Source organism: Sphingomonas sp. NCPPB 2930 (genome assembly GCF_042867205.1).
In the GTDB taxonomy this organism is placed as follows: domain Bacteria; phylum Pseudomonadota; class Alphaproteobacteria; order Sphingomonadales; family Sphingomonadaceae; genus Sphingomonas.
The window spans coordinates 78,269-103,836 of the sequence record NZ_JBHZQU010000006.1; the positions used below are offsets into that span (position 1 = coordinate 78,269).

The window sequence follows — 25,568 nt, forward strand, 5'->3', positions numbered from 1 at the left end:
GTTGGAATGGGTCGGCCGCGCCCTTCTGGGTCAATCCCGTTGACAGACTGTAAACGAAACGGGGCGTGGCGATGCGGTGAGAGCCTTCGCCGTCAGACGCGGGCGCTTTTCAGCGTCTCCATCTCGCCCATCACCCGCGCCCGGCGGCCATAGACCAGCTCGAACAGCGGGCTGGCCATCATCGTCGTGACGATCGCCATCAGCACCAGCATAGAGAACAGCGCGGGGCCGATAATGCCCTTCTGCAACCCGATATTGATGATGATCAGCTCCATCAGCCCGCGCGAGTTCATCAGCGCGCCGATGCCCATCGCGGTCCGGTTGTCCTCGCCGCACACCCGCGCCGCGAGATAGCAGGCGCCGAACTTCGCCGCGATCGATGCGGCCAGGATCCCCAGCGCGATCAGCAGCAGCGGGATGGAATTGACCATGTCCATCCGGGTGTTGAGCCCCGAATAGGTGAAGAACATCGGCAGCAGCAGGACGACGGCCAGCGGCTCGACCTTCTTCTTCAGCTCGGCGACGAACAGTCCGCGCGGCATGAAGACGCCCAGGATGAAGCCGCCGAAAATGCCATGGACCCCGATCGCGTCCATGATGAAGGCCGAGATGCAGAAGGCCATCAGCGTGATCGCCAGCACGTTCATGCTCATCTCGCCCCGCGCCTCGACCGCGCGGCCGAGCGGGGCGAGGATGCGGCGGCCGAACAGGATCAGGAAACCGACATAGAGGATCGCGCCGCCGATCGCGAGGATCGCGACCCCGCTGCCCCCGCCGAACGTTGCCAGCACCACGGCCAGCACGCACCAGGACGTCGCGTCATCGAACGCCCCCGCCGCCAGCGACAGGGTGCCCAGCGGGCTGTCGGCCAGCCCGCGTTCGTTGATGATCCGCGCCAGCATCGGAAAGGCGGTCAGCGCGATGCAGGCGCCCATGAACAGCGTCGCATTGGCCTGGCTGATGCCCGGCGCGAACAGCCCCGGTACGGTCAGCAGCGCAGGCGTGATGACCGCCGCGATCAGGAACGGCGCGATGACGCCCGAGGCCGACACCGCCATCGCGCTGCGCGCCTTGGACTGGAAATGGTCGAGCCGCAGCGTCAGGCCGACCAGGAACATGTAGAGCGCCACCCCGAGCTGCGCCCCGGCGTAGAGGATGTTGCGCGTCTCCTTGGGGAAGATCGCGCCCTGAAGCTCGGGAAAGGCCAGTCCCAGCAGCGAGGGGCCCAGCACCACGCCCGCGATCATCTCCCCCACGACCGGCGGTTGCGCCAGGAAACGCTGCCCCAGCCATCCGACGATGCGGCAGGCGAACAGGATGACGGCGAGTTGCAGGAAGAAATGGATGCTGAAATCGCCGGGGGCATAGCTGGCCGCCGCCGCTGCGGTCGCCGGGCCATGCGGCGACAATATGCCCCCCGCCGTCTGCCAGAAACTGTCGATCGCGTCGTTCATATCGCCCTGCCGAGCCCCCTCCTGCCATCCGATCCCCTTTGGGGAGCGGTATCATCATGACCTTAGCGGCGCAGACCATGCTCTGCATAGGTCCTGACGATCAGGCGAAGGGGAAAGCCGACGGTCGATCACGCCATGGCGGGCAGCCGGTCGAGATGCTTTTCGAGCGTCAGCGGATAGTCGCGAATGCGCACGCCGGTCGCGTTATAGACGGCATTCGCCACCGCCGCGCCGACTCCGCACAGGCCCAGCTCGCCCACGCCCTTGGCCTTCATCGGATTGGCCTTGTCATCGGCTTCCTCCAGGAAGACGACCTCCTGATGCGGGATGTCGGCATGGACTGGCACCTCATAGCCGGCCAGGTCGTGGTTGACGAAGAAGCCGAAGCGCTTATCGACTGCCAGTTCCTCCATCAGCGCCGAGCCCACGCCCATGGTCATCGCGCCGATCACCTGGCTACGTGCCGATTTGGGATTGAGGATGCGGCCCGCCGCGCAGACCGCCAGCATCCGGCGCAGGCGGGTGACGCCGGTATAGGCGTCCACCCCGACCTCGACGAAATGCGCGCCGAAGGTCGACAGCTGGTACGTCTTGTCGAGGTCGCCGAACTCGATCCGGTCCTCGGCGGACAGCGGACCGGCGGCGATGGCATCGCGCAGCGCGACCGATCGGTTGCCGCCGGTGACCTTGCCCCCTGCAAAGCTGAGGTCGGCCGAATTGAAGCCCAGCCGCTGCGCGATCGCCTCGCGCAGCTTCACGCACGCGGCATAGACCCCGGCCGTCGCATTGGCCGCGCCGAACTGCCCGCCTGATCCCGCCGATACGGGATAGGCGGAATCGCCCAGCCGGACATCGACCCTGTCCATCGGCACGCCCATCATCTCGGCGGCGGTCTGGGCGATGATCGTATAGCTGCCGGTGCCGATATCGGTCATGTCGGTTTCGACGACGAGGCGGCCGTCCTTGTCCAGCGTGACCCGTGCGGCCGACTTCATGTTCATGTGATTGCGGAAGGCGGAGGCGACGCCCATGCCGACCAGCCAGCGTCCGTCGCGGACCTGGGCGGGCTTGGCGCTGCGCCGCGACCAGCCGAAACGCTGCGCGCCCTCCTCCAGGCAGCGCACCAGCTGGCGCTGGGAAAAGCGGCGCTCGGGCTTTTCGGGATCGACCTGGGTGTCGTTCTTCACGCGGAAGGCGACCGGGTCCAGCCCCAGCTTCTCGGCCATTTCGTCCATGGCAATTTCCAGCGCCATCATGCCGGGCGCCTCGCCGGGCGCGCGCATCGCATTGCCTTCGGGCAGGTTGAGCACCGCGAGCCGCATCGAGGTCAGGCGGTTGGGACCGGCATAGAGCAGCTTGGTCTGGTTGACCGCCGTTTCGGGGCCGCCGCCGGGCTGGTCGCCCGATCCGCTTTCATGCGCGATCGCCTGGATGCTGCCGTCCTTGCTCGCGCCGATCCTGATGCGCTGGGTCGTGGCCGGCCGGTGGGTGGCGTTGTTCGCCATCAAGGGCCGCTGCATCGCGACCTTGACCGGCCGGCCGACCGCCTTCGCGCCCAGCGCCGCCATGACCGCATCGGCGCGCAAGAACAGTTTCCCGCCAAACCCGCCGCCGACATAGGGAGAGATCAGCCGCACCTTCTCCTTGGGCAGACCCAGCGTCTTGGCAAGGTCGCTGCGCCCCCAGGCGATCATCTGGTTGGAGGTCCAGACGGTGAGCTGGTCGCCGTCCCAGGATGCGATCGACGCGAACGGCTCCATCATCGCATGGCTGTGATCGGGCGTCGTATAGGTCGCGTCGAGCTGGACCGGCGCGGCGGCGAAGGCGCTCTCGAAACTGCCGGTCCGGTCGGCCTTGCCAGGCTTGCCCTCTTCGCCGCCGGTCAGCGGCGCGGTCTTCAGCGCATCGTCCAAGTCATATTGGCCCTTGGCGCGTTCGTAATCGATGCGGACGAGGCCGGCGGCGGCGCGCGCCTGTTCGAACGTCTCGGCGACGACGATGGCGATCGCCTGGTGATAATGGTCGATCTCGGGCCCACCGAGCAGCTTGACGGTGTTGAAATTGCCCTTGTTCAGCTTGCCCGCATCGGCGGCGGTGGCGATGCCCAGCACGCCCGGCGCGGCGCGTGCATCGTCCAGGTTCATCGATCGGATGCGGCCTTTGGCGATGGCTGAACCGATGATCCAGCCATAGGCGGCATTCGGCGCCTCGGCATGATGCTCATAGGCGTAAGGGGCGGTGCCGGTGACCTTTTTAGGGCCGTCGATCCGGTCATGCGCTCGGCCGACCACGGCCATGCGGTCGATGGAGTTGGCGCCCGCAGGCTCGGTGAATTTCATGCGGTCCTCGCCTGGTTGATGACGGCCGCCAGCGTCCGTTCGACGAGCGGCACCTTATAGGCATTGTCCTGGGTAGGGCGGGCGTCGGCGAGCAGGGTCGCCGCCACCGCCTTGGCCCCTTGCGGCAGGGCGGCCTCCGCCGCCTCCACCCGCCAGGGCTTGTGCGCGACGCCGCCCACCGCGACCCGGCCGGTGCCATCCTCCTGGACGATGGCCGCGACCGAGACGAGCGCAAAGGCATAGGAGGCGCGGTCGCGCACCTTTTCATAGATATGCATGCCGCCGATCGGGCGGGGCAGGGTGACCGCGGTGATCAGCTCGCCCGGTTGCAGCGCCGTTTCGATATGCGGGGTGTTGCCGGGCAGTCGGTGGAAGTCGGCGATGGGGATGGCGCGGGTGCGGCCGTCCGCATTCACCGTCTCGACCGTGGCGTCGAGCACCCGCATCGCGACGTTCATGTCGCTGGGGTTGGTCGCAATACAGTCGCTGCTCGCCCCCACCACCGCCAGCTGGCGCGAATAGCCGCCGATCGCACTGCACCCGGTGCCGGGCTTGCGCTTGTTGCAGGCCATGTTGGTATCGTAGAAATAGGGGCAGCGGGTCCGCTGGAGCAGATTGCCCGCCGTCGTCGCCTTGTTGCGCAGCTGGCCGCTGGCCCCCGCGACGATCGCACGCGACAGGACGCCATAGTCGCGCCGGACCCGATCGTCGGCGGCGAGCGCGGTGTTGGTCGCGAAGGCGCCGATGCGCAGCCCGCCCTCCTTCGTCTTCTCGATCCGGTCGAGCCCCAGATCCTGGACGTCGATCAAATGGGTCGGCGTCTCCACCTCGATCTTCATCAGGTCGAGCAGGTTGGTGCCGCCCGCCAGGAACTTCGCACCCGGCCGCGCAGCCGCACGCGCCGCGGTGACCGCGTCCTTGGCGCGCTCATAGGTAAAGGCCTTCATGCCCTGGCTCCCGCTACCTCGGTCATCGCCTCGGCGATGTTGGAATAGGCGCCGCAGCGGCAGATATTGCCGCTCATCCTCTCGCGCATCTCGGCGCCGGTCGCCTGCGGACGCGCGGTGATGTCGGCCTGCACATGGCTGGGCACGCCGCGCTTGATCTCGTCGAGCACACCGACCGCCGAGCAGATCTGGCCGGGCGTGCAGTAGCCGCATTGATAGCCGTCATGCTTGACGAAGGCCGCCTGCATCGGGTGCAGCCGATCGGGCGTGCCCAACCCCTCGATGGTGGTGATCTCGTCGCCGTCATGCTGGAGCGCGAGCGAGAGGCAGCTGTTGATCCGCTGGCCGTTGACGATCACCGTACAGGCCCCGCACTGGCCATGGTCGCACCCTTTCTTGGTGCCGGTCAGGTGGAGATGTTCGCGAAGCGTGTCGAGCAGCGTGGTGCGCGGATCGAGCGACAGCGCGCGGCCCTTGCCGTTGACCTTCAGGGTGACGGGCATGGTGGCGGGGCCTGGGGGCATGGTCGCCTTTCGGGGTTGCGCCTCGGCCGGGCTGTGCGCCGCCATCGCGGTTGCCGCGCCGCCGATCATGACGCCGCGTCGCGACACGGAAAATTCGCTCTTGTCCGCCACCGTCCTGCTCCCTTGGATTCCGGTCATCCGTCATCCGCGCGAAAAGGTCTCAGGACGCAACCGGCCCGGTCGACAGGCCAGCGCGGCTGGCGGTCATCATGTCACACAACGCGCCTAAGCCATTTTGGTGGCGTCCGAAAATATCATGGGATAGTTTGCCGTCAAAGGACCAGCATCATGGTGATCGAAGACGATAGCCGCTCGCGTCTCGCCGAGGCGCTGCTCCGCACCGCGCAGGAGGATCGCGCGGCCTTTCGGGAGGTGTATCGCCTGTCGTCGGCGCGGCTGTTCGGCATCTGCCTGCGCATCTGCGGCGAACGCCAGGCGGCCGAGGATGTGTTGCAGGACGTCTATCTGACCGTCTGGAAACGCGCGGGCGGCTATGAGCCCGGACCCGCCAGCCCACTGGCCTGGCTGGCGACGATCGCGCGCAACCGGGCGATCGACTGGCGGCGGGCGCATGGGCGGCACCGGGCCTCGCCGATCGAGGAACAGCCGGTGCTGGTCGACGACGCCCCCATCGCCAGCACGGTCGTCGAGGATGCGCAGGAATCGCATCGCCTGGGCCGCTGCCTCGACGAACTGGAAGGGCGGTCGCGGGATGCGATCCGCACCGCCTTTTTCGACGGCTGCACCTATGCCGAGCTGGCCGACCGGTCCGCCGTGCCGCTCAGCACCATGAAGACCTGGATCCGCCGCGGCCTGATCCGCCTGAAGGATTGCATGGAGCGATGACACCGCCACCGACCATGACGGGCGACGAACCCGACGCGATGGCCGCCGAACTGGCGCTGGGGCTGCTGGAGGGGGAGGAGCGGGCGACGGCGCTCCGCCGGATGCTGGCCGATCCCGGTTTCGCGGCCCAGGTGGCGCGGTGGCGCGACCGTTTCGCGCTCTGGTTCGAGGACTGGCCCGAAGTCGCCGCTCCGGCGGACGGGCTCGCCCGGCTGGAGGCGGCGATCTTCGGCGTGCCGCCGCAGCAGCGGTCGTCGGTTCGGCTATGGCAGGGGCTGGCGGCGCTGTCGGGGCTGGTCGCGGCCTGTCTGTTGCTGTTCGTCGCCATGCGCGGGCCCGAGATGGCTCCGCCGTCCCCGCTGTTGACGACGATCGTCGCGAACAATGGGGCCGGGCCGATCGCCGCGCTCTATGACCCCGCGACCGGCCGCCTGTCGCTGGACGCCGCCAACCAGCACCGGGCGGGGCGGAGCGCGCAGCTCTGGATCATCGGGGCGGACGGCGTGCCGCATTCGCTGGGCCTGATGGCGGATCGGGGGGCGACCCGGCTGGCCCTGTCTCGCGCGCTTCGCGACCGGATGCGGGTCGGGGCGACCATCGCCATCTCGATCGAACCCGTTGGCGGTGCGCCGGGGCCGCTGCCCACCGGGCCGGTGGTGGCGACCGGCGCATGGACGCCCGTGTGACGGCAGAAACAGCGCGACGGGTGGGGGCGGACATGCTAGTCGGTGGCATCGCCGGTTTGACGACCGCAAGCGCTGGCGGCTGAGAGACCTTGTGCTCCCGCTTGTCGCGTCGGAGCAACCTGGTGATCCTATTCCTCGACGGACCGGGCGGCGCATGATCGCACGCTTCGTGACCCGCTGGCTTCGGCGGCGCTATTGGCGGCGGATGGGCTGCCGATGAGTCGGCGCCCTTCGAGCATCGAAGACCATGACCGCGCCTATCGCGCGCTGATGGACGGCATCCGCGTAGTGGAGGAACGGATCGCGCCGCTATGGAGCGCCGACCGCCGGGGGATGTCGGATCGTCATCATATCGTCCGCCACCGCGTGACCGCCAACGGCTTTCGCGAACTCGACGTGTTGCTGGCGCACTGGATCGGGCTGGTCGCCCGCCGGCCGGTCCGCATGACCGAGATCGACGGCTGGCGCGAAGCCCCGCAGGACGCGCGGGGCGCCGCCGAGATGGTCTATACGCCTGCCGAAATCCTGCGGATCGCGGGGGACTATCGGCTCGCCGCGCCGCCGCCCCGGATGGCGCATGGTTGCGGAATGGCGGCCTGATCCCCATATCGTCGGGGCTTTAGTCGCATATCGACGGTTCTCGGCGCTTTGCGGCCCCCTTTTCCTTCTTTCCCTGCTGCCCGGGCATCCGGGTCCGCCGATCCTCGGCAGACCGCGATCCGAAGGAAATATCATGAGCCAGAACGGCACCGTCAAATTCTTCAACATGGACAAGGGCTATGGCTTCATCGCGCCCGATAACGGCGGCACCGATGCCTTTGTCCATATCTCGGCGGTCGAGCGTGCGGGGATGATCACGCTCCAGCAGAACCAGCGTGTCGGTTACGAGCTGGAGCAGGATCGTCGCGGCAAGATGGCGGCGGTCAACCTGCAACCGGTCGACTGACGCGTATCGATGGCGGGGCCCGATATTCCGGTCCCGCCTGTTCCTGATGTTGGTGTCGGAAAGGATCCTGCCATGCGTGATTCCGAACTCTATCAGCAGCGTGCGGCCGATTGCCGCGACCAGGCGGCGGCCTCCGACCTGGCCAATGTGCGCGAACGCTGTCTGCGCGCGGAGGCGGCCTGGTCCGCCATGGCGCAACGCTCGCTCCGCACCGAGGCCGCGCGCGACGCGCGGGTCCAGACGGTGACCGCCATCTGCCCGTAAAGGGTGCCTCCGCTGGTTGATCCCCACCATCAAGCCGTGCACAAGCGCGCAAACGCGATCGATCGCGGATGATGGGAAGGGAAAAGTCATGCGCCGTGAACTGGTTACAGCTCTGTTGGCGCTGGCGGCGGCGGCTCCGGCGGGTGCCCAGTCGACCGAGATCCCCCGCATCGCGACCCGCGACGGTCGCCACGCGCTGATCGTCGATGGACGGCCTTTCCTGATGCTGGGCGGGCAGGTCAACAATTCGAGCAACTATGCCGCCGCCTTGCCGCAGGTCTGGCCGGTGCTCGACCGCATCCATGCCAATACCGTCGAGATCCCCGTGGCGTGGCAACAGGTCGAGCCGGAGGAGGGGCGTTTCGACTTTTCCTTCGTCCAGACCCTGCTCGACCAGGCCCGCGCGCATGACAAGCGGGTCGTGCTGCTGTGGTTCGGGACGTGGAAGAACACTTCGCCCGGCTATACCCCCGATTGGGTCAAGCTGGACAATCGCCGCTTTCCCCGGATGAAGACGCGCGACGGCAAGGATCATTACGTCCTGTCGCCGATGTTCCGTTCGACGCTGGAGGCGGACAAGCGCGCCTTCGTCCGGCTGATGACCTATCTGAAGGATCATGATCCGCAGAACACGGTCATCATGGTCCAGCCGGAAAACGAGGTCGGCAGCTATCGCAACCCGCGCGACTATGGACCGGAGGCGCAGCGGCTGTTCGCCGGGCCGGTCCCCGCCATGCTGGTCCGCCGCTTGGGCAAGCGGCCGGGGACGTGGAGCGCCGTGTTCGGGACGCAGGCCGACCGCGCCTTCAACACCTGGTACACCGCGCGTTTCATCGACGAGATCGCGGCGGCGGGCAAGGCGGTGAAGCCGCTGCCCATGTACGTCAACGCCGCACTGGCGGGCCCCTCCAACGTGCCCGACCCCGACGGGGTGGCGAGCGGCGGGCCGCAGCAGGACGTGCTCGACATCTGGAAGGTCGCGGCCCCCTCCATAGATGCCGAGGCCCCCGACATCTATGACCGCGCCAGCGGCAATGTCGCGTTGTATCTCAAGGCCTTTGCCCGGCCCGACAATCCGCTGCTGGTGCCCGAGATCGGCAATGCGCGCGAGTTCGGCCGCTATTTCTACGACGCGCTGGGGCGTGGGGCGATCGGCTTTGCGCCGTTCGGCATGGATGACACCGGCTTCTTCAACTATCCGCTGGGCGCGACGAAGCTCGACGCGGCGACGCTCGATGCCTTTGCCGGGCCTTATGGCGCGGTGGCGGGGGTGATGCGCGACTGGGCGCGGCTGGCGTTCGAGCATCCGACCTGGGGGGCGTCCAAGCCCGACGACGGCGCCGACGTGAAGACGGTGATGGGCGACTGGTCGATCCAGGGCAGCTTCGGCCAGTGGCAGTTCGGCGAAAAGAGCTGGAGCTGGCTCAAGTCCGAGCCCGCCCCCTGGGGCAAGGAGCCGGTCGGCGGGCTGGCGGTGATCCAGCTGTCGCGCGACGAATTCCTGATGACCGCCGACCATGTCCGCGTCCGCTTCGAGCCCGCGACCGCCGATCCCAGGGCCATGGTGCTGCGGGTCGAGGAGGGGCATTTCGCCGAGGGCCGCTGGGTGATGGACCGGCTGTGGAATGGCGACCAGACCGATTACGGCATCAACATCGTCGACCGTCCCGTCGTCCTGAAGGTCGTCATGGGGCGCTATCGCTGACCTTGTCCGGGCGCGCGGACGGTTCAGGCGGCGCGGCTTATAAATATGTACCGGCATGACAATTCCGTCAGGCAAGAAAAATTTGCCTGTGCCGATTGAGGCGTCATGGAAAGTCGCTACGCTCGGCCCCCTCTTGGGGTGGGGACGATAATGTTCGGACGTGCGTTACTGGTGACTATGCTGTTGTCGTCGGCAAGTGTTGTGCAGGCGAACGACAAACCTCTTTACCAGCCGGTGCCGGACTGGGTGAAGCTGGCTCCCGCGCCCGATACCAAGAGTCTGACGGCGGACAGTCCCGCCACGCTGATCGCCGACGCGCAGGTGCGGCTGGGCGACGGGATGAGCTGGTCCTATTTCGAACAGGCCACGCGCGCCAATTCGGTCCAGGCGCTGTCGCAGGCAGGGACGATCAGCCTGTCCTGGCAACCCGCGCATGGCGATCTGATCATCCACGGCGTCGACATCATCCGCGACGGGGAGCGGATCGACGCGCTGAAAGGCAAGCAGTTCACCGTCCTGCGCCGCGAACAGGGGCTGGAGCGGATGTCGATGGACGGGATGCTCACCGCGACGCTGGCGGTGGAGGGGTTGCGGGAGGGCGACATACTCGACGTGCGCGCATCGCGTACCGTCAAGGACCCCAGCCTGATGGGCAACAGCATGGGCAATGCGCCGCTGCTGGCGCAACCGGTCAAGATCGGCTTTTCGCGCGCTCGCCTGCTCTGGCCGCAGAAATCGGCGGTCCAGTGGCGCGCCTATCTGACCGGGGCCGATCCCGTGGTCGGCGATGCCAATGGCTGGCATGAACTGGTCTTCGCCCAGCCTTTCCCGCGCCAGCCCGACATCGCCCCGCAGGCGCCGGGGCGCTATGCGCGGCCCGGCTTTGTCGAGGCGTCGACCTTTGCCGACTGGCCGAACGTGTCGAAGGTCGCCGTGACGCTCTACAAGACCGACGGACTGATCCCGGCGGGCAGCCCGCTCGCCGCCGAGGTCGCCCGGATCGCCGCCGCCGAAAAGGACCCCCGCCACCGTGTCGCCGCCGCCCTGGCGCTGGTGCAGGGCAAGGTCCGTTATCTGTTCAACGGCATGAACAACGGCAATTATGTCCCGCAGAAACCGTCTGAAACCTGGTCGCTTCGCTATGGCGACTGCAAGGCCAAGACGCTGCTGCTGCTTGCCATGCTCCACGAACTGGGGATCGAGGCGGAACCCGCGCTCGCCAATATGGAGGGGGGCGACATGGTGTCGCGGCGGTTGCCGTCGTTCGCGGCGTTCAACCATATCTTCGTCGTCGCGACGGTCGGCGGCGAGAAGCTGTGGCTCGACGGGACGGGCGCGGGCACGCAATATGAGGATCTGGGCGACAGCCTGCCGTTCCGCTGGGTACTGCCGCTGCGGGCCGAGGGCGCGCAGCTGGTCGAAATGCCCAGTCGCGCCCCCGCCCGGCCCGAAATGGAGGCGACGCTCAATATCGACCAGCGCGGCGGCCTGAACATCGCCGCCCCCGCCGACATCCGCATGACCTTTCGCGGCGGTGTCGCCGGGCAGATCAAGACGCTGGCCAGCGGGCTGGACAAGCAGAAGCTGCGCGAATTGTTCGGCCATGTCGCCCCGCGCGTCGGGGAGGACCGCATCGTCCTGACCGACAGCAACGTCACGTTCGACGATGCGGCGGGCACGGCGACGGTGGCGCTGAGCGGGATCGCGAACCCGTCCTGGAATTACGCGCAGCGCCGCTATAGCGACCAGACCGAGAATTTCTCCAATCTCCGCCTGCCGGACCGCTCGCGCGAGGCGTGGAAGGATGTTCCCGTCGCGACGGGCAATCCCGGCCATGCGCTGCTCACCTATTCGGTCCGCCTGCCCGGCGATGGACAGGGTTTCGAGATCGAAGGGCCCGCGACCCTCGACGCGGCGCTGCCCGGCGGCCGGGTCAAGACGACCACGACCCTGGCGGGCCCGTTGTTGACGGTGCGGACCGAACGCCTGACCAGCGGCGCCGAGATCGCGCCCGCCGACTTCCCGGCCGAACGGACGCGGCTGGCGGAGTTGCGCAACAAGCGGATGATGGTGCGGACCCAGCCCGGCTATCCGGGCCCGTGGCGCGGGATCGAGGCGGCACGGCGCGCGCATCTCTATGACACGGTGCTCGAGCGTTATGCCTCGCTGATCGCCGAGCGGCCCGACGATCCCGAACGCTATGCCGCCCGCGCGCAGTTCCAGAGCCATATCCTCGACCGCCCGCAGGCGCTGGCCGACTGGAACAAGGCGATCGCCATCCAGGCGAGCGCGCCCTATCTCTTCGACCGCGCCAATGTGCATCTGGCGCTGGGCGATCGGGCGGCGGCCATCGCCGACCTGAAGGCGGCGCGCGATCTGGACCCCGGCAATATCGGTTATCTCCAGCGTCTGGGCCTGGTGATGGCGCGGGCGGGGCAAGGCGATGCCGCGCTCGCGATGATCGAGCCGCAGGTCGAGGAAGGCGGCGAGAACCTGACCGGCGTCCTGATGGCCAAGGCCGAGGTGCTGGCGGCGACGGGCAAGGGCGATGCCGCGCTGGCCGCGATCGACCAGGCGATGGAGCGCGAGCCCGACAATGGCCGCCTGCTCAACGAACGCTGCTGGACGGCGGGGACGCTGAACTTCGGGCTGGAAACCGCGCTCGCCAATTGCAACCGCGCGATCGAGATGGGCGGACAGATCAGCGCGATGGCGCTCGACAGCCGGGCGATGGTGTATTTTCGCCAGAACGACCAGGCGCGCGCGCTGACCGACCTGAACGCCGCGCTCGACCAGCGCCCCGAGAGCGCAGAGAGCCTGTTCATGCGCGGCGTCGTCCTGACCCGGCTGGGCAAGGCGAGCGAGGCGGCTGCCGATCTGCGCGACGCCCGGCTGCTCGATCCGCAGGTCGATGCGACCTATGCCCGCTGGGGGATCAAGCCCTGAACCTGAAACAGCGGGTCGGGCCTCCGCCATCGACCCGCCCCGCAACGCCGACAGCGTTTCTCCCAAGCCGGACGGTCCGCCGTCCGGCTTTTTTCGTGCATTCACCAATAAATAAAGAAATTTTCGATTGACTGAATATCGTATAATGTAGTTGGCAGAAACGGGAGAACAGACGCAAAATTGCTCGGAAGGGGGCATCTAACATGGTATATGGCAGAAACTGGCGGCGATCGGCCGCTTTGGTTGCGCTGGCGACCGGATTGGTGACGGCGAACGGCGCGGCGGCGCAGCAGACGCGGTTGAGCAATCCCGATGACGCGGCGGCGGGCGAGGACGTCGTGGTCACCGGCACGCGCATCAAGCGCCCAGACCTGACCAGCAACAGCCCGCTGACCAGCGTCAGCTCGCAGGAACTGACCCTTCAGGGCACCAACAATATCGAGAACGCGCTCAACCGCCTGCCGCAGTTCACGGCGGACGCGAACGAGAATGTCTCGAACGGGTCGAACGGCACCGCGCAGATCAACCTGCGCAACCTCGGCTCGAACCGCGTGCTGACGCTGGTCAACGGCCAGCGCCTGTTGCCGACCCAGGCGATGGACCTCAACTTCATCCCCTCCGCCATCGTGGAGCGGGTCGATGTCGTCACCGGCGGCGCGTCGGCGGTCTATGGTTCGGACGCGCTGTCGGGTGTGGTCAACTTCATCCTGCGCGACAAGCTGGACGGCTTCCGCCTGGATGCGCAGACCAGCATCGCCGACCACACCAACGACAACCAGTTCCTGCGCGGGATCGTGTCGGCGCGCGGCTATCAGACCGCACCCGAACATGTGTTCGACGGTGCGAAGCAGGACATCAACGCCGCGTTCGGCAAGACGATGCTCGACGGGCGGCTCAACATCACCGTCTTCGGCGGCTATCGCCATACCGAGCCGGTGCTCCAGTCGACCCGCGACGTGTCGGCCTGCGCGCTCAACAGCGAACTGACGACCTTCAGCTGCGGCGGGTCGAGCAACACCCCTTATGGCACCTTCACGCCGCTCGCCGGTCCGCTGGCGGGGCAGAAGCTGACCAACAGCAAGGACGGCACCAAGACCTGGGTGCCCTATGACAACAGCTACACCTATAATTACGCGCCGCTGAACTATATCCAGCGCAGCGGCGAGCGGTACAATGCCGGTGCGTTCCTCCACCTCGACATTTCGAAGGCGGCGGAAATCTATGGCAGCTTCATGTACATGGACGACCGCAGCTTCTCGCAGGTCGCTCCCTCGGCGCTCTGGTTCGGCCAGACCTATGCCGTGACCTGCAACAACCCGCTGATGAGCGCCAGCCAGCAACAGGCGCTGTGCGGCGCCGCCGCCGGCACCGCGACGACGCAGAACACGCTGGTCGGCTATCGCCTCGGCGGCAGCGGCACCCTGCCGCGTCGCGACGATCTCCAGCATCATTACTACCGTTCGATGGTCGGCGTGCGCGGCGATATCGGCCACGGCTTCAACTATGACGTCAGCGTGCTGCGTTCGGCCGCGCATTATGACGAGCAGTATATGAACGACGTCAATGTCGTGAAGGCGCAGCGCGCGCTGCTCGCCGTGCCGGACGGCAAGGGCGGGGCGGTCTGCCAGTCGGTGCTCAACGGCACCGATACCGCCTGTACCCCGATCAACGTCTTCCAGGCGGGCGGGCTGACCGGCCAGCAGGCGCAATATCTCTATGCGCCGACGACGACCTGGGGGCGCTATGGCCTGAACGTCGTCTCGGGCTCGATCTCGGGCGATCTGGGTACGTTCGGCATCACCAGCCCCTGGGCGCAGGACGGCGTCGGCATCGTGCTGGGCGGCGAGCATCGTCGCGAGACGCTGTACTTCACCGGCGACGAGGTGGCCAAGCAGGCGGGCACGCAGGACTCGGACGGCATCATCGCGGTCAATGAGGGCTTCGGCGAGATCGAGGTTCCGATCGCGCAGGACTCGGCGATCGGCAAGTCGCTGACGCTGAACGGCGGTTTCCGCTATTCGGCCTATAAGAACAACCAGCGTTCGACCGGCTATTCGTCGCGGTACAATGCCTTCACCTACAAGGGCGAGCTGAGCTGGCAGGTGATCGATCCGATCCGCCTGCGCGCCAGCTTCAACCATGCGATCCGCGCGCCCAATATCAGCGAGCTGTTCTCGAACCTGTCGCTGGGCAACGTCAACGCCCAGGATCCGTGCGCGGGTGCGAAGCCGACCGCCTCGCTGTCCGCCTGCCAGCTGACCGGCGTGACCGCGGCGCAGTATAACAGCCGCCTCGTGATCGAATGTCCGTCGGACCAGTGCACCGGCCAGTCGGGCGGCAACCGCAACCTGAAGCCGGAAACGGCCGACACCTATACGGCGGGCATCGTCCTGACGCCGGGTGGCGGGCGCAACCTGTCGGTGTCGATCGATTACTTCAACATCAAGGTGAAGGACTATATCGGCACGATCGATACGAACACGATCATCAGCCAGTGCTTCTCGAGCGGCAGCCCCTATTATTGCGGGCTGTTCCACCGCGACCCGCTGACCGGTTCGATCTTCGGCACCGGTTATGTCACCTCGACGACGCTCAACACCGGCTATCTGCGCACCTCAGGTCTCGACCTGGCGGCCAATGCGATGGTGCCGATCGGCAATCTGGGTCGCCTCTATGCCGACTTCATCGGCACCTATCTGTTCGAACAGGCGACGCAGCCGCTGCCGAGCGGCGACAGTTATGACTGCAAGGGGCTGTTCGGCTATGCCTGCGGGCAGCCCAATCCGGTCTGGCGCCACAATCTGCGCGTGACGTGGAAGCCCGATGCCAAGACCAGCCTGTCGTTCAACTGGCGCTTCATCGACAAGACCAAGCTGTCGACGACCTCCAGCAACAGCTTCCTGACCGGCGCGGCCGATCCGATCGACTCGCGTCTGCCCGCCTATAGCTATTTCGACCTGACGGCGGGGGTCGAGGTCGATCGCAACCTGACGCTGCGGATCGGTGCGAACAACCTGCTGGACAAGAGCCCGCCCGCCCTCGCTTCGGGCGTGCTGAACCTGTTCGGCAACGGCAACACCTATCCGGGCGTCTATGACGTGCTGGGCCGCCGCATCTTCGTGGGGGCGACCGTCAAGTTCTGACGATTGTCTTTGCCGGAATAAGAACGGGCTCCTTCCACCGATGTGGAAGGAGCCCGAAGTTTGTCGGGAGAGGATGGCGGAGCCGATCGGCTCCGCCGGGCCTGCCGAAGCAGAGGGTCAGAACGTTCCGCGCAGACCGATCAGGAACTGGCGGCCGGGCTTGTACTGGGTGAAGGTGGCGTTCTCGAACTGGAAATAGGACCGCAGCGTCGCGTTGGTGAAGTTGGCGACGTTGATGGTCAGCTGCGGCGCGCCGGGCATGCCGAACAGCTTGTCCAGGTCGAAGGACGACGAGAAGTCATAGGTGGTGAAGTCGGTGCCGAACAGTGCGGCATTGGGAATGCCGTTCTGCGCCGCGCCGCTATTCTGCGCGCCCTGACGCGAGGTGGTGGCGACGCGCAGCATCACGCCGTTCTTCTCGTAATAGCCGGTGATGTTGTAGGTGAAGGGCGCGACGCCGAACGCCACGGCGGGGCCGTCGCTGCGCTGGTCGACGATGGTAGCGTTGGCGTTGAAGCCGAAGCCGGTGATGCCGATCGCGCGGGTCAGGAAGTCTAGCGGCTGGACCCACTGGAATTCCAGGCCGTTGATGGTCAGCTTGTTGGGCACGTTGACCTGCGAAGTGACCTGCACCTGCGCCTGGCTGGGCCCGCCTCGCGCGTTGATCGCGATCTGCTGCGTCGAGTTCAGCGTGTCATAGGTGATGCCATATTGCGCCAGGTTCGAGAAGGGCACCGTCGAGATCGCGGTCGTCGTGAAGCCCTCGATCGACTTGCGGAAGGCGTTGAAGCTGATCACGCCTTCCCGCCCGGTATAATATTCGAAGCCCAGGTCCAGATTGGTCGACAGATAGGGCGCCAGCGCCGGATTGCCGATCGAGGCCTGGTCGGCCGAGGGGGCGCCGAAATTGACGCCCGGCAGCTGCGCCGACGGATCGGGACGGGTCATCGTCCGCGAGCCCGCGACACGCACCACCGCATGCTCGCCAATGTCATAGGCGAGCGTCGCGGCGGGCAGCCATTCCGAATAGACGTTGCGCGTGTTGGCGATGTTCACGATGCTCGGATAGCGGCTGCCATCGGGCAGCGAGGCGCCCGAGGCGGTCGTGTTGCGCGGATCGGGCAGCGAGACGCGGCCCGAAATCGTCTGGATCGTGTTGACGTAGCGCACGCCGACATTGAAGCGCAGCGTATTGCCGCCCAGTTCCTGTGCGCCGTTGACGGTCGCGAAGGCCGACTTGACGATCTCCCGGATATAGCCCGCGCTCGCGCCGGTGTTCGCGCCGCCATTTTCGGGGGCGTTGTCATGATAGAATTGATAGTTGCTGGCCTTTGCGAAGGCGGGCCAGTTGACCGTCACGAACCCGGCCGGTCCCGGCATCAGATAGCTCGACGCCGCGCTGTTGGGGATCAGCGACCCGCCATAGTTGACCGGCCCGCTCATCCCCGCCGTATAGCCGGTGCCATAGCCCGGATAGGTGGGATAGCCGGCGGGCGCCGCGCCGGGCGCGTTCAGGCCCTCGCAGGGCGGCTGCGAATTGGGGGAGGGGACCGCGACGTTGGGATTGTTGCCGCACACCGCGTTCTGCCAATATTGGCTGTTATCGAAACCCCGGATGCGCCGCGCGGTATTGTCGAACGCGCCGCCGATCTTCACGTTGAGCGCGGTGTCGCCCCAGGTCAGGTCGCCGCGCATCCCCTTGTTGATGTACAGCCGCCGCTCGTCCTGGAGGTTGACGCGGCTGCCCGCATTCCAGCCGAAATTCTTCGGGTCGTTCAGGTCGAGCGCGCTGGTGATCGTCGGGATGCCGCCGTCGTTCGAATAGGTGACGGTGTTGCCGGCGCCCAGCGGCGTGGTCATGCCGACGGTCGGGCTTTCGCGGTGGAAGGTCGAGCGCGCGTAATTGCCCTGGATGTTCAGCTTGAGCTTGTCGTTGATCTCCCACTCGCCGCCGGGATTGACGCTGAACAGGTGCGTCGTCTCGGTATAGGGGCGGAATTCGTTGAAGAACTGGACATTGGCGAAGGTGCCGCCGGTCACGGTGCAGCCCGCGCTGCAATCCGCCTTGTCGAAGGTCAGGTTGGTCGGGATGATCGCGCCGTTGCGGACGATCCACGCCATGTTCTCGCGGGTCAGCTCGTTCTTCTTGAAGCCGTACAGGCCGTCAATGTAGAAATGCAGCTGGTCGGTGGGGCGATATTCGGCGCTGACGATCGCGTTGACGCGGTCGCGGGGCCCGCGGATGCTGGTGACGCGGCCCAGGCGCGGCAGCAGGCCGTTGTCGATCTGCTGGATGGTCGCGCCCGGATTGTTGGCGAGCAGGAAGTTGCGGTCGATCGTCGTCCCCGCCACCAGGCCGCCGCCCGCGCCCGCAGGCACGACCGACGGGATCGTCCAATTGCCGCCGCCGGAGCTGTTGCATCCGCTGGTCGCGCCGCATTGCGCGGCGGTCAGCGCGGGGTTCGTATAGCCGATCGTCTCGAAACCGCGCGTGTCGGTGAACAGCCGCTGCGCCGAGACGCCCGCCAGGATGCCGACGGTGTCGTTGCGCCAGCTGCCGATCAGTGATCCGCGCGCGCCGATCCGGTCCTCGGGCGTCTGGTTGGACGCCTGGACGTTATAGGCGACGAACGAGGTCTGGCGATCGAAGGGCCGCGCCGAGCGCAGGTCGATATTGCCCGCCGCGCCGCCTTCGAGCAGGTCGGCGGTATAGCTCTTGTTCACGGTCAGCTTGGTGAACAGGTCGGTCGGGAAGAAGCTGAGGTCGACCGAGCGGTCGGTGCCTTGCGCGTCGGTCGCGCCCGAGGAGGCGACGGCGATCGGCGCACCGTTCAGCGTGACGTTGGTGAAGTTCGATCCCAGGCCGCGAATGGCGACGTTGGTGCCTTCGCCGGTCACGTCGCGGGTGATGGTCACGCCCGGAATGCGGTTGAAGGACTCGGCGATGTTGGTGTCGGGGAACTTGCCGATATCCTCGGCGAAGATCGAATCGGTAAAGCCGGTCGAGGCACGCTTGGCGTTGGTCGACTTGGCCAGGCTCGAGCGATAGCCGGTGACGACGATGTCCTCGCTCGTCGTGCCCTGGGTCTGGTCGGTCTGCGGCGCGGGGGGCGTCGATGGGCCATTGTCCTGGCCGTCGGCGGGAACCTGTTCCTGGGGCGGCGGCACCGCCTGGGCGAGCGCGGTCGACGCGCTCATGGCGCCGGCGGCGGTCGCGCACAGCAGGGCCAGGCGGCGCAGGCGGATGGGGGGCACAGTCCTCATGTCAGGTCCTCTCGGTCGGTCCGCTGCCCTTCGCCGGGACATGCGGCTATTCGAATATTGATGGCGGTCGGGGCGATCAGGCGTCGGGCGAGCGGTGCGGCAAGGCGGCGGCCGATGATGCGGGCCGCGTGACGCCCGATCGGGTCGGGCATGATGATGCCATGGATGTCATTCCGCTTCCCCTCACAACCGTCTGATGCGGCTTCGTTGATAGCGGTATCGTCAGGCCTATTGGTCTGTAAGTCAAATGAAATTGGCTAGACCAAAGCATCCCGGCGAAGAATTTTGCCTGTCTGCAAGCTGTTATCGATTGCGGGCCGCCATTCGCGGGCGCCATGGTCGCGGTGCGGTCGGCGCAGGGAGTTGCAAGGCAGGTCGGTCATGCCGTCCGCTCGCGCCGACTCCCCACAGGCGGCCGGACCAAAGGCGTCGCGATAGTCCGGCCTCGCTCCGCCTCCGGTCAGTGCGCCTGGCCCGGCGCGTAGGGAAAGCTCCGCGCCTTGTACCAGGCCAGGTCATGCTCGGGCGCACGGACCCCGGCGGGGAGGGGGCGATGGTTGACCGACATCCAATAGGTCAGGCTCGCGTCGCGCCACCACCGGGCTTCCTTCTCCTGGATGGCGAGATAGGTCGCGGTCTTCTGCCAGCGTTCGGCATCGATTTTGGGACGCAGCATGTCCCATTGCCGCTGCATCTGGCCGACATAGGCGACGCCGCGATCATGATGCGCGACCATCTCGTCCCACAGAGTGCGCCCGCTCGCCAAGCGGCGATCCCAGGGCAGGTGGTGGAACCAGAGCAGCATCGACTCGGGCGTCGTTGCCGGGTCGGCGAAGGCCTTGGCGACCGGCGCGGCATATTGGCCGACCGCGTTGCTGCCCTTCGCGGTCCGGTCGAAGCCGATGCCGTCCGCATCGGCGCGGTGATAATAGGCCGGGTTCCATTCGGGGCGCGCCAGATCGGCCACCCATGGCCCCGGCCCGTAATGATGGCCGGTCGCCATCAGATGCGCGAGGCCGAGCGGGCCGGTATAGTCGACCACCGCCTCGCGCGATCCCATCATCATCGCGGTGACCGTATCGACCACCTGACGGTCGGTGCCGAAGGTCTGCTCCGTCCAGTCGCGCGCAATGGCCTGTGCCGACAGGTCGGGATCCCATGCGAGGCGGCCGAAGGCGTACCAATTGGCCTGGTTGAAGGTCGATCCGCTCCAGTCGCGGTCGCGGCCGATATTGGCGACGCCCGCCATGCCCGAAAGCGCATGATGCTCCGCCGCGCCGTCGACCACATCGGCGACCGTCTCGCCCGGCTTCCACCCGGTCTTCGCGTCGAGGACCTCGGTGAACAGCGGGCCGAGATAGGCGAGATGGGTCGCGAAGCCGAGATATTCCTTGGTGATCTGGAACTCGATCATCAGGGGCGTGCGCGGCATCGCACCGAACAGCGGGTGGAAGGGCTCGCGCGGCTGGAAGTCGATCGCGCCGTTCTTCACCTGCACTAGCACATTGTCGGCGAACTTGCCGTCCAGCGGCTTGAACTCGGTATAGGCCTGTTTGGCGCGATCTTCGGGATCGGTCTCGGCATAGACGAAGGCGCGCCACATCACGATGCCGCCATGGGGTTTGACGGCGGCGGCCAGCATGTTGGCGCCGTCCGCATGGCTGGCCCCGTAATCGCGCGGGCCCGGCTGCCCCTCGCTATTGGCCTTGACCAGGAAGCCGCCGAAATCGGGGATGGCGCGATAGATCTCGTCCGCCTTGGCCTTCCACCAGGCCGCCACCGCCGGATCGCGCGGGTCGGCGGTCTTCAGTCCGCCCAGCTCGATCGGTGCGGAGAATTTGACCGACAGATAGACGCGGATGCCCCAGGGGCGGAAGACATCGGCCAGCGCCGCCGCCTTGGCGATATAGGGCGCGGTCAGGCTGTCGGCCTTGGCGTTGACGTTGTTCAGGACGGTGCCGTTGATCCCGATCGAGGCGTTGGCGCGAGCATAGTCGGTATAGCGCGGATCGCGGAAGTCGGGCAGCGTCCACCAGTCCCACAGCGACTGGCCCGCATAGCCGCGCTCGATCGAGCCATCGAGATTGTCCCAATGGTTCAGCACGCGCAGCTTCACCTTGGGCGCGGACCGCAGCTCGACCCGATCGGCCGTTCCGCCGGTGGAGAGATGGCGGAGCAGCGCAAAGGCACCATAGAGCGCGCCGCGATCGCTGTTGCCTGCTATCAGAAGCATGGTCCGGCCCTGCAACGTCACCGGGCGGACCAGATACCCTTCCTCGCCCAGCCCGCCGAAATTCAGCCCTAGCGTGCGCAGGGCGGGGTCCGAAGCGGTCGCCACCATGACGGGCGGCATGCCCGAGGGCAGGGCGCGCCTCAGTTCGGAGCCCGCCAATTCCAGCGTCGGGGACGTGCCCGAAACTCTGACATCGGCCTGCCCGACCGTCGGTGCGGCGGTGCGCAGCCACAGCGCATAGCCATCGTCCGCCATCGCCGGAAAGGGCAACGCCACCAAGGATAGGGACAGCGCGGTGGCCCATGCGCGAATCCGTTTCATGCCATGCTCTCCCGATGTGTCGGCGATTGACAAGCCGACGCTTGACCCGCACGTTACCGCTATCAGACCAATTGGCAAGTCCGGTCAGACCGGCTGCCTGACAGGAGAGGGCCGTCATGAGCCGCAGGCATCGAATGATTCGCCATGCCGTTTCGCGCGGCCATCCTTCTGTCGCGTTTCTGGTCGCCTGAAGGACGCCGCCATGCCCAAGATCGTTTCCGCCCGCCTGATCGTGACCTCTCCGGGGCGCAACTTCGTCACGCTGAAGATCGAGTGCGACGACGGCAGCACCGGCCTGGGCGACGCGACGCTCAACGGTCGCGAACTCAGCGTCGCCAGCTATCTGCAGGATCACGTCATCCCCTGCCTGATCGGGCGCGACGCGCACCGGATCGAGGATATCTGGCAATATCTCTACAAGGGCGCCTATTGGCGGCGCGGCCCGGTGACGATGACCGCGATCGCGGCAGTCGACATGGCGCTGTGGGATATCAAGGGCAAGATCGCCGGGCTGCCCGTCTATCAGCTGCTAGGCGGCGCGGCGCGTGACGCCTGCCTGGTCTATTGCCACGCCAACGGCACCAGCATCGAAGATACGATCGCCACGGCGATCCGCCACCGCGACGAAGGCTATCGCGCGATCCGCCTGCAATGCGGGGTGCCGGGGCTGGCCTCCACCTATGGCGTCGCCAAGGCGGGACAGCGTTACGAGCCCGCCGATGCCGACCTGCCCAGCGAGAGCGTCTGGTCGACCGAGAAATATCTGCGCATCGTCCCCGAACTGTTCGCCGCCGCGCGCGAGGCTTTGGGCTGGGACGTGCACCTGCTCCATGACGTCCACCACCGGCTGACCCCGATCGAGGCGGCGCGGCTGGGCAAGGATCTGGAGCCCTATCGCCCCTTCTGGATCGAGGATGCGACCCCGGCCGAGAACCAGGATGCGTTCCGCCTGATCCGCGAGCATACGACGACGCCGATCGCGGTGGGCGAGATCTTCAACTCGATCTGGGATGCCAAGCATCTGATCGAGAACCAGCTGATCGACTATGTCCGCGCTACCGTCGTCCATGCCGGGGGGCTGACCCATTTGCGGCGGATCGCCGCGCTCGCCGATCTGTATCAGGTCCGCACCGGCTGCCACGGCGCGACCGACCTGTCGCCCGTCACCATGGCGGCGGCGCTGCACTTCGGGTTGTCGGTCCCCAATTTCGGCATCCAGGAGCATATGCCGCACACGGACGAGACCGACGCGGTTTTCCCGCATCATTACCGGTTCGAGGACGGGATGATGCATCCGGGCGATGCGCCGGGGCTGGGCGTCGAGATCGACGAGGCACTGGCGGAAACCTATCCCTATAAACGCGCCTATCTGCCGGTGAACCGGCTGGAGGACGGCACCCTGTGGAGCTGGTGAGATGAGCGACATGGCCAACGCCGCCGCGACCGCCCCCGAAACCGCCGCGCATGCCGTGCCGCCGCCGCGCGGGCGGGTCCGCTGGGTGATTTGCGGCCTGCTCTTCGCCGCCGTGGTGCTCAGCTATATCGACCGGCTGGTGCTGGGCGTGCTCAAGCCGCAGCTGACCGCGCTCTATGGCTGGACCAATAGCGGTTACGGCGACATCACCGGCTATTTCCAGGTCGCCTATGGCATCGGCTTCCTGTTGTTCGGCTGGCTGATCGACCGGATCGGGCCGCGCGCCGGGTATCTGCTGGCGATGGGCAGCTGGACCATCGGGCATTTCGCGCAGACGCTCGTCACCTCGACCACCGGCTTCGTGATCGCCCGCATCCCGCTCGCCTTCGGGGAGGCGGGGACCTATCCCTCGGCGCTGGCCGCCGCGTCGCAATGGTTTCCCAAGAAGGAACGGGCGCTGGCCATCGGCATCTTTAACGCCGGGGCCAATGTCGGGGCGGTGGTGACGCCGCTGCTGATCGGCTTTATCGTCGCCGATCTTGTGCTCGACTGGCGCTGGGCTTTCATCATCACGGGGCTGTTCAACCTCGTCTGGCTGGCGGCCTGGTGGCGGCTCTATCACCCGCCCCATGCCCATCCGCGCATCACGCCCGAGGAGCGCGCCTGGATCGAGACCGAGCCCGCCGAGACGAGCGGCCGTGCCGGATTCCTCACCGTCCTGCGCCATCGCGAGGCCTGGTCCTATATGACCGGGCGCTTTCTGATCGATCCGGTCTGGTGGACCTTCCTGTTCTGGTTGCCCGATTTCTTCCACAGCCGTTACGGCTATGATCTCAAGAGCTTTGGGCCGCCTCTTGTCGCCATCTATATTATGGCGGATGTCGGTGCGATCGTCGGCGGCTGGTATTCGTCACGGCTGCTGAAGGCCGGGGTGGCGACCGGGCGGGCGCGCAAGCGGGCGATGTTCTTCTGCGCGCTGTTCGCGCTGCCGGTGATGTTCGCGGCGCAGGCGAGCAGCATCTGGATCGCGGTGGCGATGATCGGCCTGGCCTGCGCGGCGCATCAGGGCTTCTCGACCAACCTCTTCGCCCTGCCCGGCGACCAGTTCCCCCGTTATGCGCAAGGTACGTTGATCGGGCTGGGCGGCTTTGCCGGGGCGGCCGGCGGCTTCATCGCGTCGAAGGCGCTGGGCATGTTGCTCGACCGGGTGGGTAGCTACCAGCCCTTCTTCATCGCCTGCGGCTTGGCCTATCTGGTCGCGCTGCTGGTCTTCCACCTGCTCAACCCGCGCTATCGGGACGTCCGGATCGCGAAGACACGCGACTGACGCGAGGACGGGGCGTGACCGACCCAGCCATGGGTCGGCTTCATGCTGCACTGCATCCAAATCCAGCGGCGCTCGTTGCATCCCCAAGCGAACCACGGTCGTCGCAGACCCGTGAGGACGCCTTTCGGGAGCCCGCCATGACCGACACCGCATCGCCTTCGACCTCTTCCGCTCGTCCTCGGCTGGCGCTGGCCTTGCAGGGGGGCGGGGCGCACGGCGCCTATGGATGGGGCGTGATCGAGCGCCTGCCGGAGGAGGACATCGACATCGTCGCGGTCAGCGGGGCGAGCGCCGGGGCGTTGAACGGCACCGCGCTGGTCGCGGGACTGGCCGTCGGCGGCCGGGACGGCGCGCTGGCGGGGCTGGAGAGGCTGTGGAAGGCGGTGTCGCACGGATCGCCGCTACGCGCCTTCGATCACCAATGGGGCGGGCCGCTGTTCGAGCCGTGGTTCCGGCGCTCGCTCGAAATGTCGAAGATGATGAGCCGCTATCTGGCGCACCTTTCGCCCCAACTGCGCGAGATGCGGGCGCTGCGTCAGGTGGTGTCGTCGAGCATCGATCTGAGCGCCCTGACGCGCGACGGGGCGCTGCCGCTCTATATCGCCGCGACTGCGGTGTCGAACGGTGCGGCGCGCCTGTTCCGCAACGACGAGATCACGGTCGATGCGATCATGGCGTCCGCCTGCCTGCCCGATCTGTTCGCGGCGGTGACGATCGATGGCGAGGACTATTGGGACGGCGGCTTTTCCGCCAACCCCGCGCTGGAGCCGCTGATCTTCGACCATCATGGCGCGACCGACCTGTTGATCGTGCAGATCACCCCCTTCGGTGTGGACGAGGCACCAACCTCACTCGGCGGGATCATCGGGCGGATGAGCGATATCGGGTTTAACGCCTGTCTGCTGCGCGACCTGAAGGCATTGACCGAGGTGCAGGCCATCGCCCGCAGCGCAGGTTCGTCCGATCCGGCGATGCAGGCGCTGGCCGCGACCAATCTGCACATGATGGCTGCCCCGACCGCGCTGGCCGAACGCGGATCGGCGAGCAAGCTCGACACCCGCTGGTCCAAGATCCAGGAACTGCGCGAGTTGGGGCGGGCGACGGCGGCGGCGTGGCTGGACGAGAATGCCGGTCAGTTCCGCCGGTCCTCGACCCTGACCGATGACGACCTGCCCGAGGCGGTGGCGGCCTGATCCCCCCATCGCTGGG

Annotated in this window: 18 protein-coding genes; 11 read left to right on the plus strand and 7 right to left on the minus strand. The window is 66.8% G+C overall.

All coding sequences use genetic code 11. From position 1 onward, the window contains the following. Positions 1-92: 92 nt before the first annotated feature. The 4 genes from ACFX59_RS09205 to paoA form a co-directional block, all read right to left on the minus strand. Complete coding sequence (locus tag ACFX59_RS09205) at positions 93-1,454, minus strand: cation:proton antiporter (protein ID WP_387431744.1); 1,362 nt, start codon at positions 1,452-1,454, stop codon at positions 93-95. 128 nt (positions 1,455-1,582) lie between these two features. After that, positions 1,583-3,793, minus strand: a complete 2,211-nt coding sequence (paoC, locus tag ACFX59_RS09210) for an aldehyde oxidoreductase molybdenum-binding subunit PaoC (protein ID WP_387431746.1) — start codon at positions 3,791-3,793, stop codon at positions 1,583-1,585. Then, on the minus strand, positions 3,790-4,740 hold the full coding sequence (locus ACFX59_RS09215; protein WP_387431748.1) for an FAD binding domain-containing protein: 951 nt from the start codon (positions 4,738-4,740) through the stop codon (positions 3,790-3,792). The genes paoC and ACFX59_RS09215 overlap by 4 nt, the downstream gene beginning before the upstream one ends. Then, positions 4,737-5,375 carry an aldehyde dehydrogenase iron-sulfur subunit PaoA gene (gene paoA / locus ACFX59_RS09220; protein WP_387431750.1) on the minus strand — a complete coding sequence of 213 codons (639 nt, stop codon included), beginning with the start codon at positions 5,373-5,375 and terminating at the stop codon, positions 4,737-4,739. The genes ACFX59_RS09215 and paoA overlap by 4 nt, the downstream gene beginning before the upstream one ends. Positions 5,376-5,552: 177 nt before the next feature. Between paoA and ACFX59_RS09225 the strand changes: the two genes are divergently transcribed. From ACFX59_RS09225 to ACFX59_RS09260, 8 genes are all read left to right on the plus strand, one after another. Further along, entirely contained in the window at positions 5,553-6,110 is a 558-nt protein-coding gene (locus ACFX59_RS09225) for a sigma-70 family RNA polymerase sigma factor (protein ID WP_354293449.1), read from the plus strand. After that, a complete protein-coding gene (locus tag ACFX59_RS09230) occupies positions 6,107-6,796 on the plus strand; it encodes an anti-sigma factor domain-containing protein (RefSeq protein WP_387431752.1) in 690 nt (229 codons plus the stop codon). The genes ACFX59_RS09225 and ACFX59_RS09230 overlap by 4 nt, the downstream gene beginning before the upstream one ends. A 216-nt stretch (positions 6,797-7,012) precedes the next feature. After that, positions 7,013-7,396 (plus strand): hypothetical protein, encoded by a 384-nt coding sequence (locus ACFX59_RS09235; protein WP_387431754.1) that lies wholly within the window; start codon positions 7,013-7,015, stop codon positions 7,394-7,396. Between the two features lie 133 nt (positions 7,397-7,529). Continuing rightward, complete coding sequence (locus ACFX59_RS09240; RefSeq protein ID WP_307098012.1) at positions 7,530-7,742, plus strand: cold-shock protein; 213 nt, start codon at positions 7,530-7,532, stop codon at positions 7,740-7,742. A 72-nt stretch (positions 7,743-7,814) separates the two neighbouring features. Next, positions 7,815-8,006: a hypothetical protein gene (locus ACFX59_RS09245; protein ID WP_307098013.1), complete on the plus strand. Its 192-nt coding sequence runs from the start codon at positions 7,815-7,817 to the stop codon at positions 8,004-8,006. An 88-nt stretch (positions 8,007-8,094) separates the two neighbouring features. After that, the gene (locus ACFX59_RS09250) at positions 8,095-9,711 is read left to right on the plus strand and encodes a DUF5597 domain-containing protein (protein WP_387431758.1); all 1,617 of its coding nucleotides are present in this window, start codon (positions 8,095-8,097) and stop codon (positions 9,709-9,711) included. A 177-nt stretch (positions 9,712-9,888) separates the two neighbouring features. Continuing rightward, positions 9,889-12,657, plus strand: a complete 2,769-nt coding sequence (locus tag ACFX59_RS09255; RefSeq protein WP_387431971.1) for a DUF3857 domain-containing protein — start codon at positions 9,889-9,891, stop codon at positions 12,655-12,657. Between the two features lie 203 nt (positions 12,658-12,860). Next, positions 12,861-15,800 (plus strand): TonB-dependent receptor domain-containing protein, encoded by a 2,940-nt coding sequence (locus ACFX59_RS09260; RefSeq protein ID WP_387431760.1) that lies wholly within the window; start codon positions 12,861-12,863, stop codon positions 15,798-15,800. A 117-nt stretch (positions 15,801-15,917) separates the two neighbouring features. On the opposite strand, the gene ACFX59_RS09265 is transcribed toward ACFX59_RS09260, so the two are convergent. The 3 genes from ACFX59_RS09265 to ACFX59_RS09275 all read right to left on the minus strand — a co-directional run bounded on the left by ACFX59_RS09265 (position 15,918) and on the right by ACFX59_RS09275 (position 21,618). Then, positions 15,918-19,064 (minus strand): TonB-dependent receptor, encoded by a 3,147-nt coding sequence (locus ACFX59_RS09265; RefSeq protein ID WP_387431762.1) that lies wholly within the window; start codon positions 19,062-19,064, stop codon positions 15,918-15,920. Next, positions 19,061-19,216: a hypothetical protein gene (locus ACFX59_RS09270; protein ID WP_309694574.1), complete on the minus strand. Its 156-nt coding sequence runs from the start codon at positions 19,214-19,216 to the stop codon at positions 19,061-19,063. The genes ACFX59_RS09265 and ACFX59_RS09270 overlap by 4 nt, the downstream gene beginning before the upstream one ends. 308 nt (positions 19,217-19,524) lie before the next feature. Then, on the minus strand, positions 19,525-21,618 hold the full coding sequence (locus ACFX59_RS09275) for an alpha-glucuronidase family glycosyl hydrolase (RefSeq protein ID WP_387431765.1): 2,094 nt from the start codon (positions 21,616-21,618) through the stop codon (positions 19,525-19,527). A gap of 202 nt (positions 21,619-21,820) precedes the next feature. On the opposite strand from ACFX59_RS09275, the gene manD reads away from it, so the two are divergent. The 3 genes from manD (at position 21,821) to ACFX59_RS09290 (ending at position 25,552) form a co-directional block, all read left to right on the plus strand. Beyond that, positions 21,821-23,032 carry a D-mannonate dehydratase ManD gene (gene manD / locus ACFX59_RS09280; RefSeq protein ID WP_387431767.1) on the plus strand — a complete coding sequence of 404 codons (1,212 nt, stop codon included), beginning with the start codon at positions 21,821-21,823 and terminating at the stop codon, positions 23,030-23,032. Between the two features lie 10 nt (positions 23,033-23,042). Continuing rightward, positions 23,043-24,359: an MFS transporter gene (locus ACFX59_RS09285; RefSeq protein WP_387431974.1), complete on the plus strand. Its 1,317-nt coding sequence runs from the start codon at positions 23,043-23,045 to the stop codon at positions 24,357-24,359. A gap of 137 nt (positions 24,360-24,496) precedes the next feature. After that, a complete protein-coding gene (locus tag ACFX59_RS09290; RefSeq protein ID WP_387431770.1) occupies positions 24,497-25,552 on the plus strand; it encodes a patatin-like phospholipase family protein in 1,056 nt (351 codons plus the stop codon). Positions 25,553-25,568 lie beyond the last annotated feature (16 nt).

Bases quoted from the DNA above. Each gene is read 5' to 3' on its own strand.
- ACFX59_RS09205 (WP_387431744.1), bottom strand. From the start codon at position 1,454: ATGAACGACGCGATCGACAGTTTCTGGCAGACGGCGGGGGGCATATTG.
- paoC (WP_387431746.1), bottom strand. From the start codon at position 3,793: ATGAAATTCACCGAGCCTGCGGGCGCCAACTCCATCGACCGCATGGCC.
- ACFX59_RS09215 (WP_387431748.1), bottom strand. From the start codon at position 4,740: ATGAAGGCCTTTACCTATGAGCGCGCCAAGGACGCGGTCACCGCGGCG.
- ACFX59_RS09225 (WP_354293449.1), top strand. From the start codon at position 5,553: ATGGTGATCGAAGACGATAGCCGCTCGCGTCTCGCCGAGGCGCTGCTC.
- ACFX59_RS09230 (WP_387431752.1), top strand. From the start codon at position 6,107: ATGACACCGCCACCGACCATGACGGGCGACGAACCCGACGCGATGGCC.
- ACFX59_RS09235 (WP_387431754.1), top strand. From the start codon at position 7,013: ATGAGTCGGCGCCCTTCGAGCATCGAAGACCATGACCGCGCCTATCGC.
- ACFX59_RS09240 (WP_307098012.1), top strand. From the start codon at position 7,530: ATGAGCCAGAACGGCACCGTCAAATTCTTCAACATGGACAAGGGCTAT.
- ACFX59_RS09245 (WP_307098013.1), top strand. From the start codon at position 7,815: ATGCGTGATTCCGAACTCTATCAGCAGCGTGCGGCCGATTGCCGCGAC.
- ACFX59_RS09250 (WP_387431758.1), top strand. From the start codon at position 8,095: ATGCGCCGTGAACTGGTTACAGCTCTGTTGGCGCTGGCGGCGGCGGCT.
- ACFX59_RS09255 (WP_387431971.1), top strand. From the start codon at position 9,889: ATGCTGTTGTCGTCGGCAAGTGTTGTGCAGGCGAACGACAAACCTCTT.
- ACFX59_RS09260 (WP_387431760.1), top strand. From the start codon at position 12,861: ATGGTATATGGCAGAAACTGGCGGCGATCGGCCGCTTTGGTTGCGCTG.
- ACFX59_RS09265 (WP_387431762.1), bottom strand. From the start codon at position 19,064: ATGAGGACTGTGCCCCCCATCCGCCTGCGCCGCCTGGCCCTGCTGTGC.
- ACFX59_RS09270 (WP_309694574.1), bottom strand. From the start codon at position 19,216: ATGCCCGACCCGATCGGGCGTCACGCGGCCCGCATCATCGGCCGCCGC.
- ACFX59_RS09275 (WP_387431765.1), bottom strand. From the start codon at position 21,618: ATGAAACGGATTCGCGCATGGGCCACCGCGCTGTCCCTATCCTTGGTG.
- manD (WP_387431767.1), top strand. From the start codon at position 21,821: ATGCCCAAGATCGTTTCCGCCCGCCTGATCGTGACCTCTCCGGGGCGC.
- ACFX59_RS09285 (WP_387431974.1), top strand. From the start codon at position 23,043: ATGGCCAACGCCGCCGCGACCGCCCCCGAAACCGCCGCGCATGCCGTG.
- ACFX59_RS09290 (WP_387431770.1), top strand. From the start codon at position 24,497: ATGACCGACACCGCATCGCCTTCGACCTCTTCCGCTCGTCCTCGGCTG.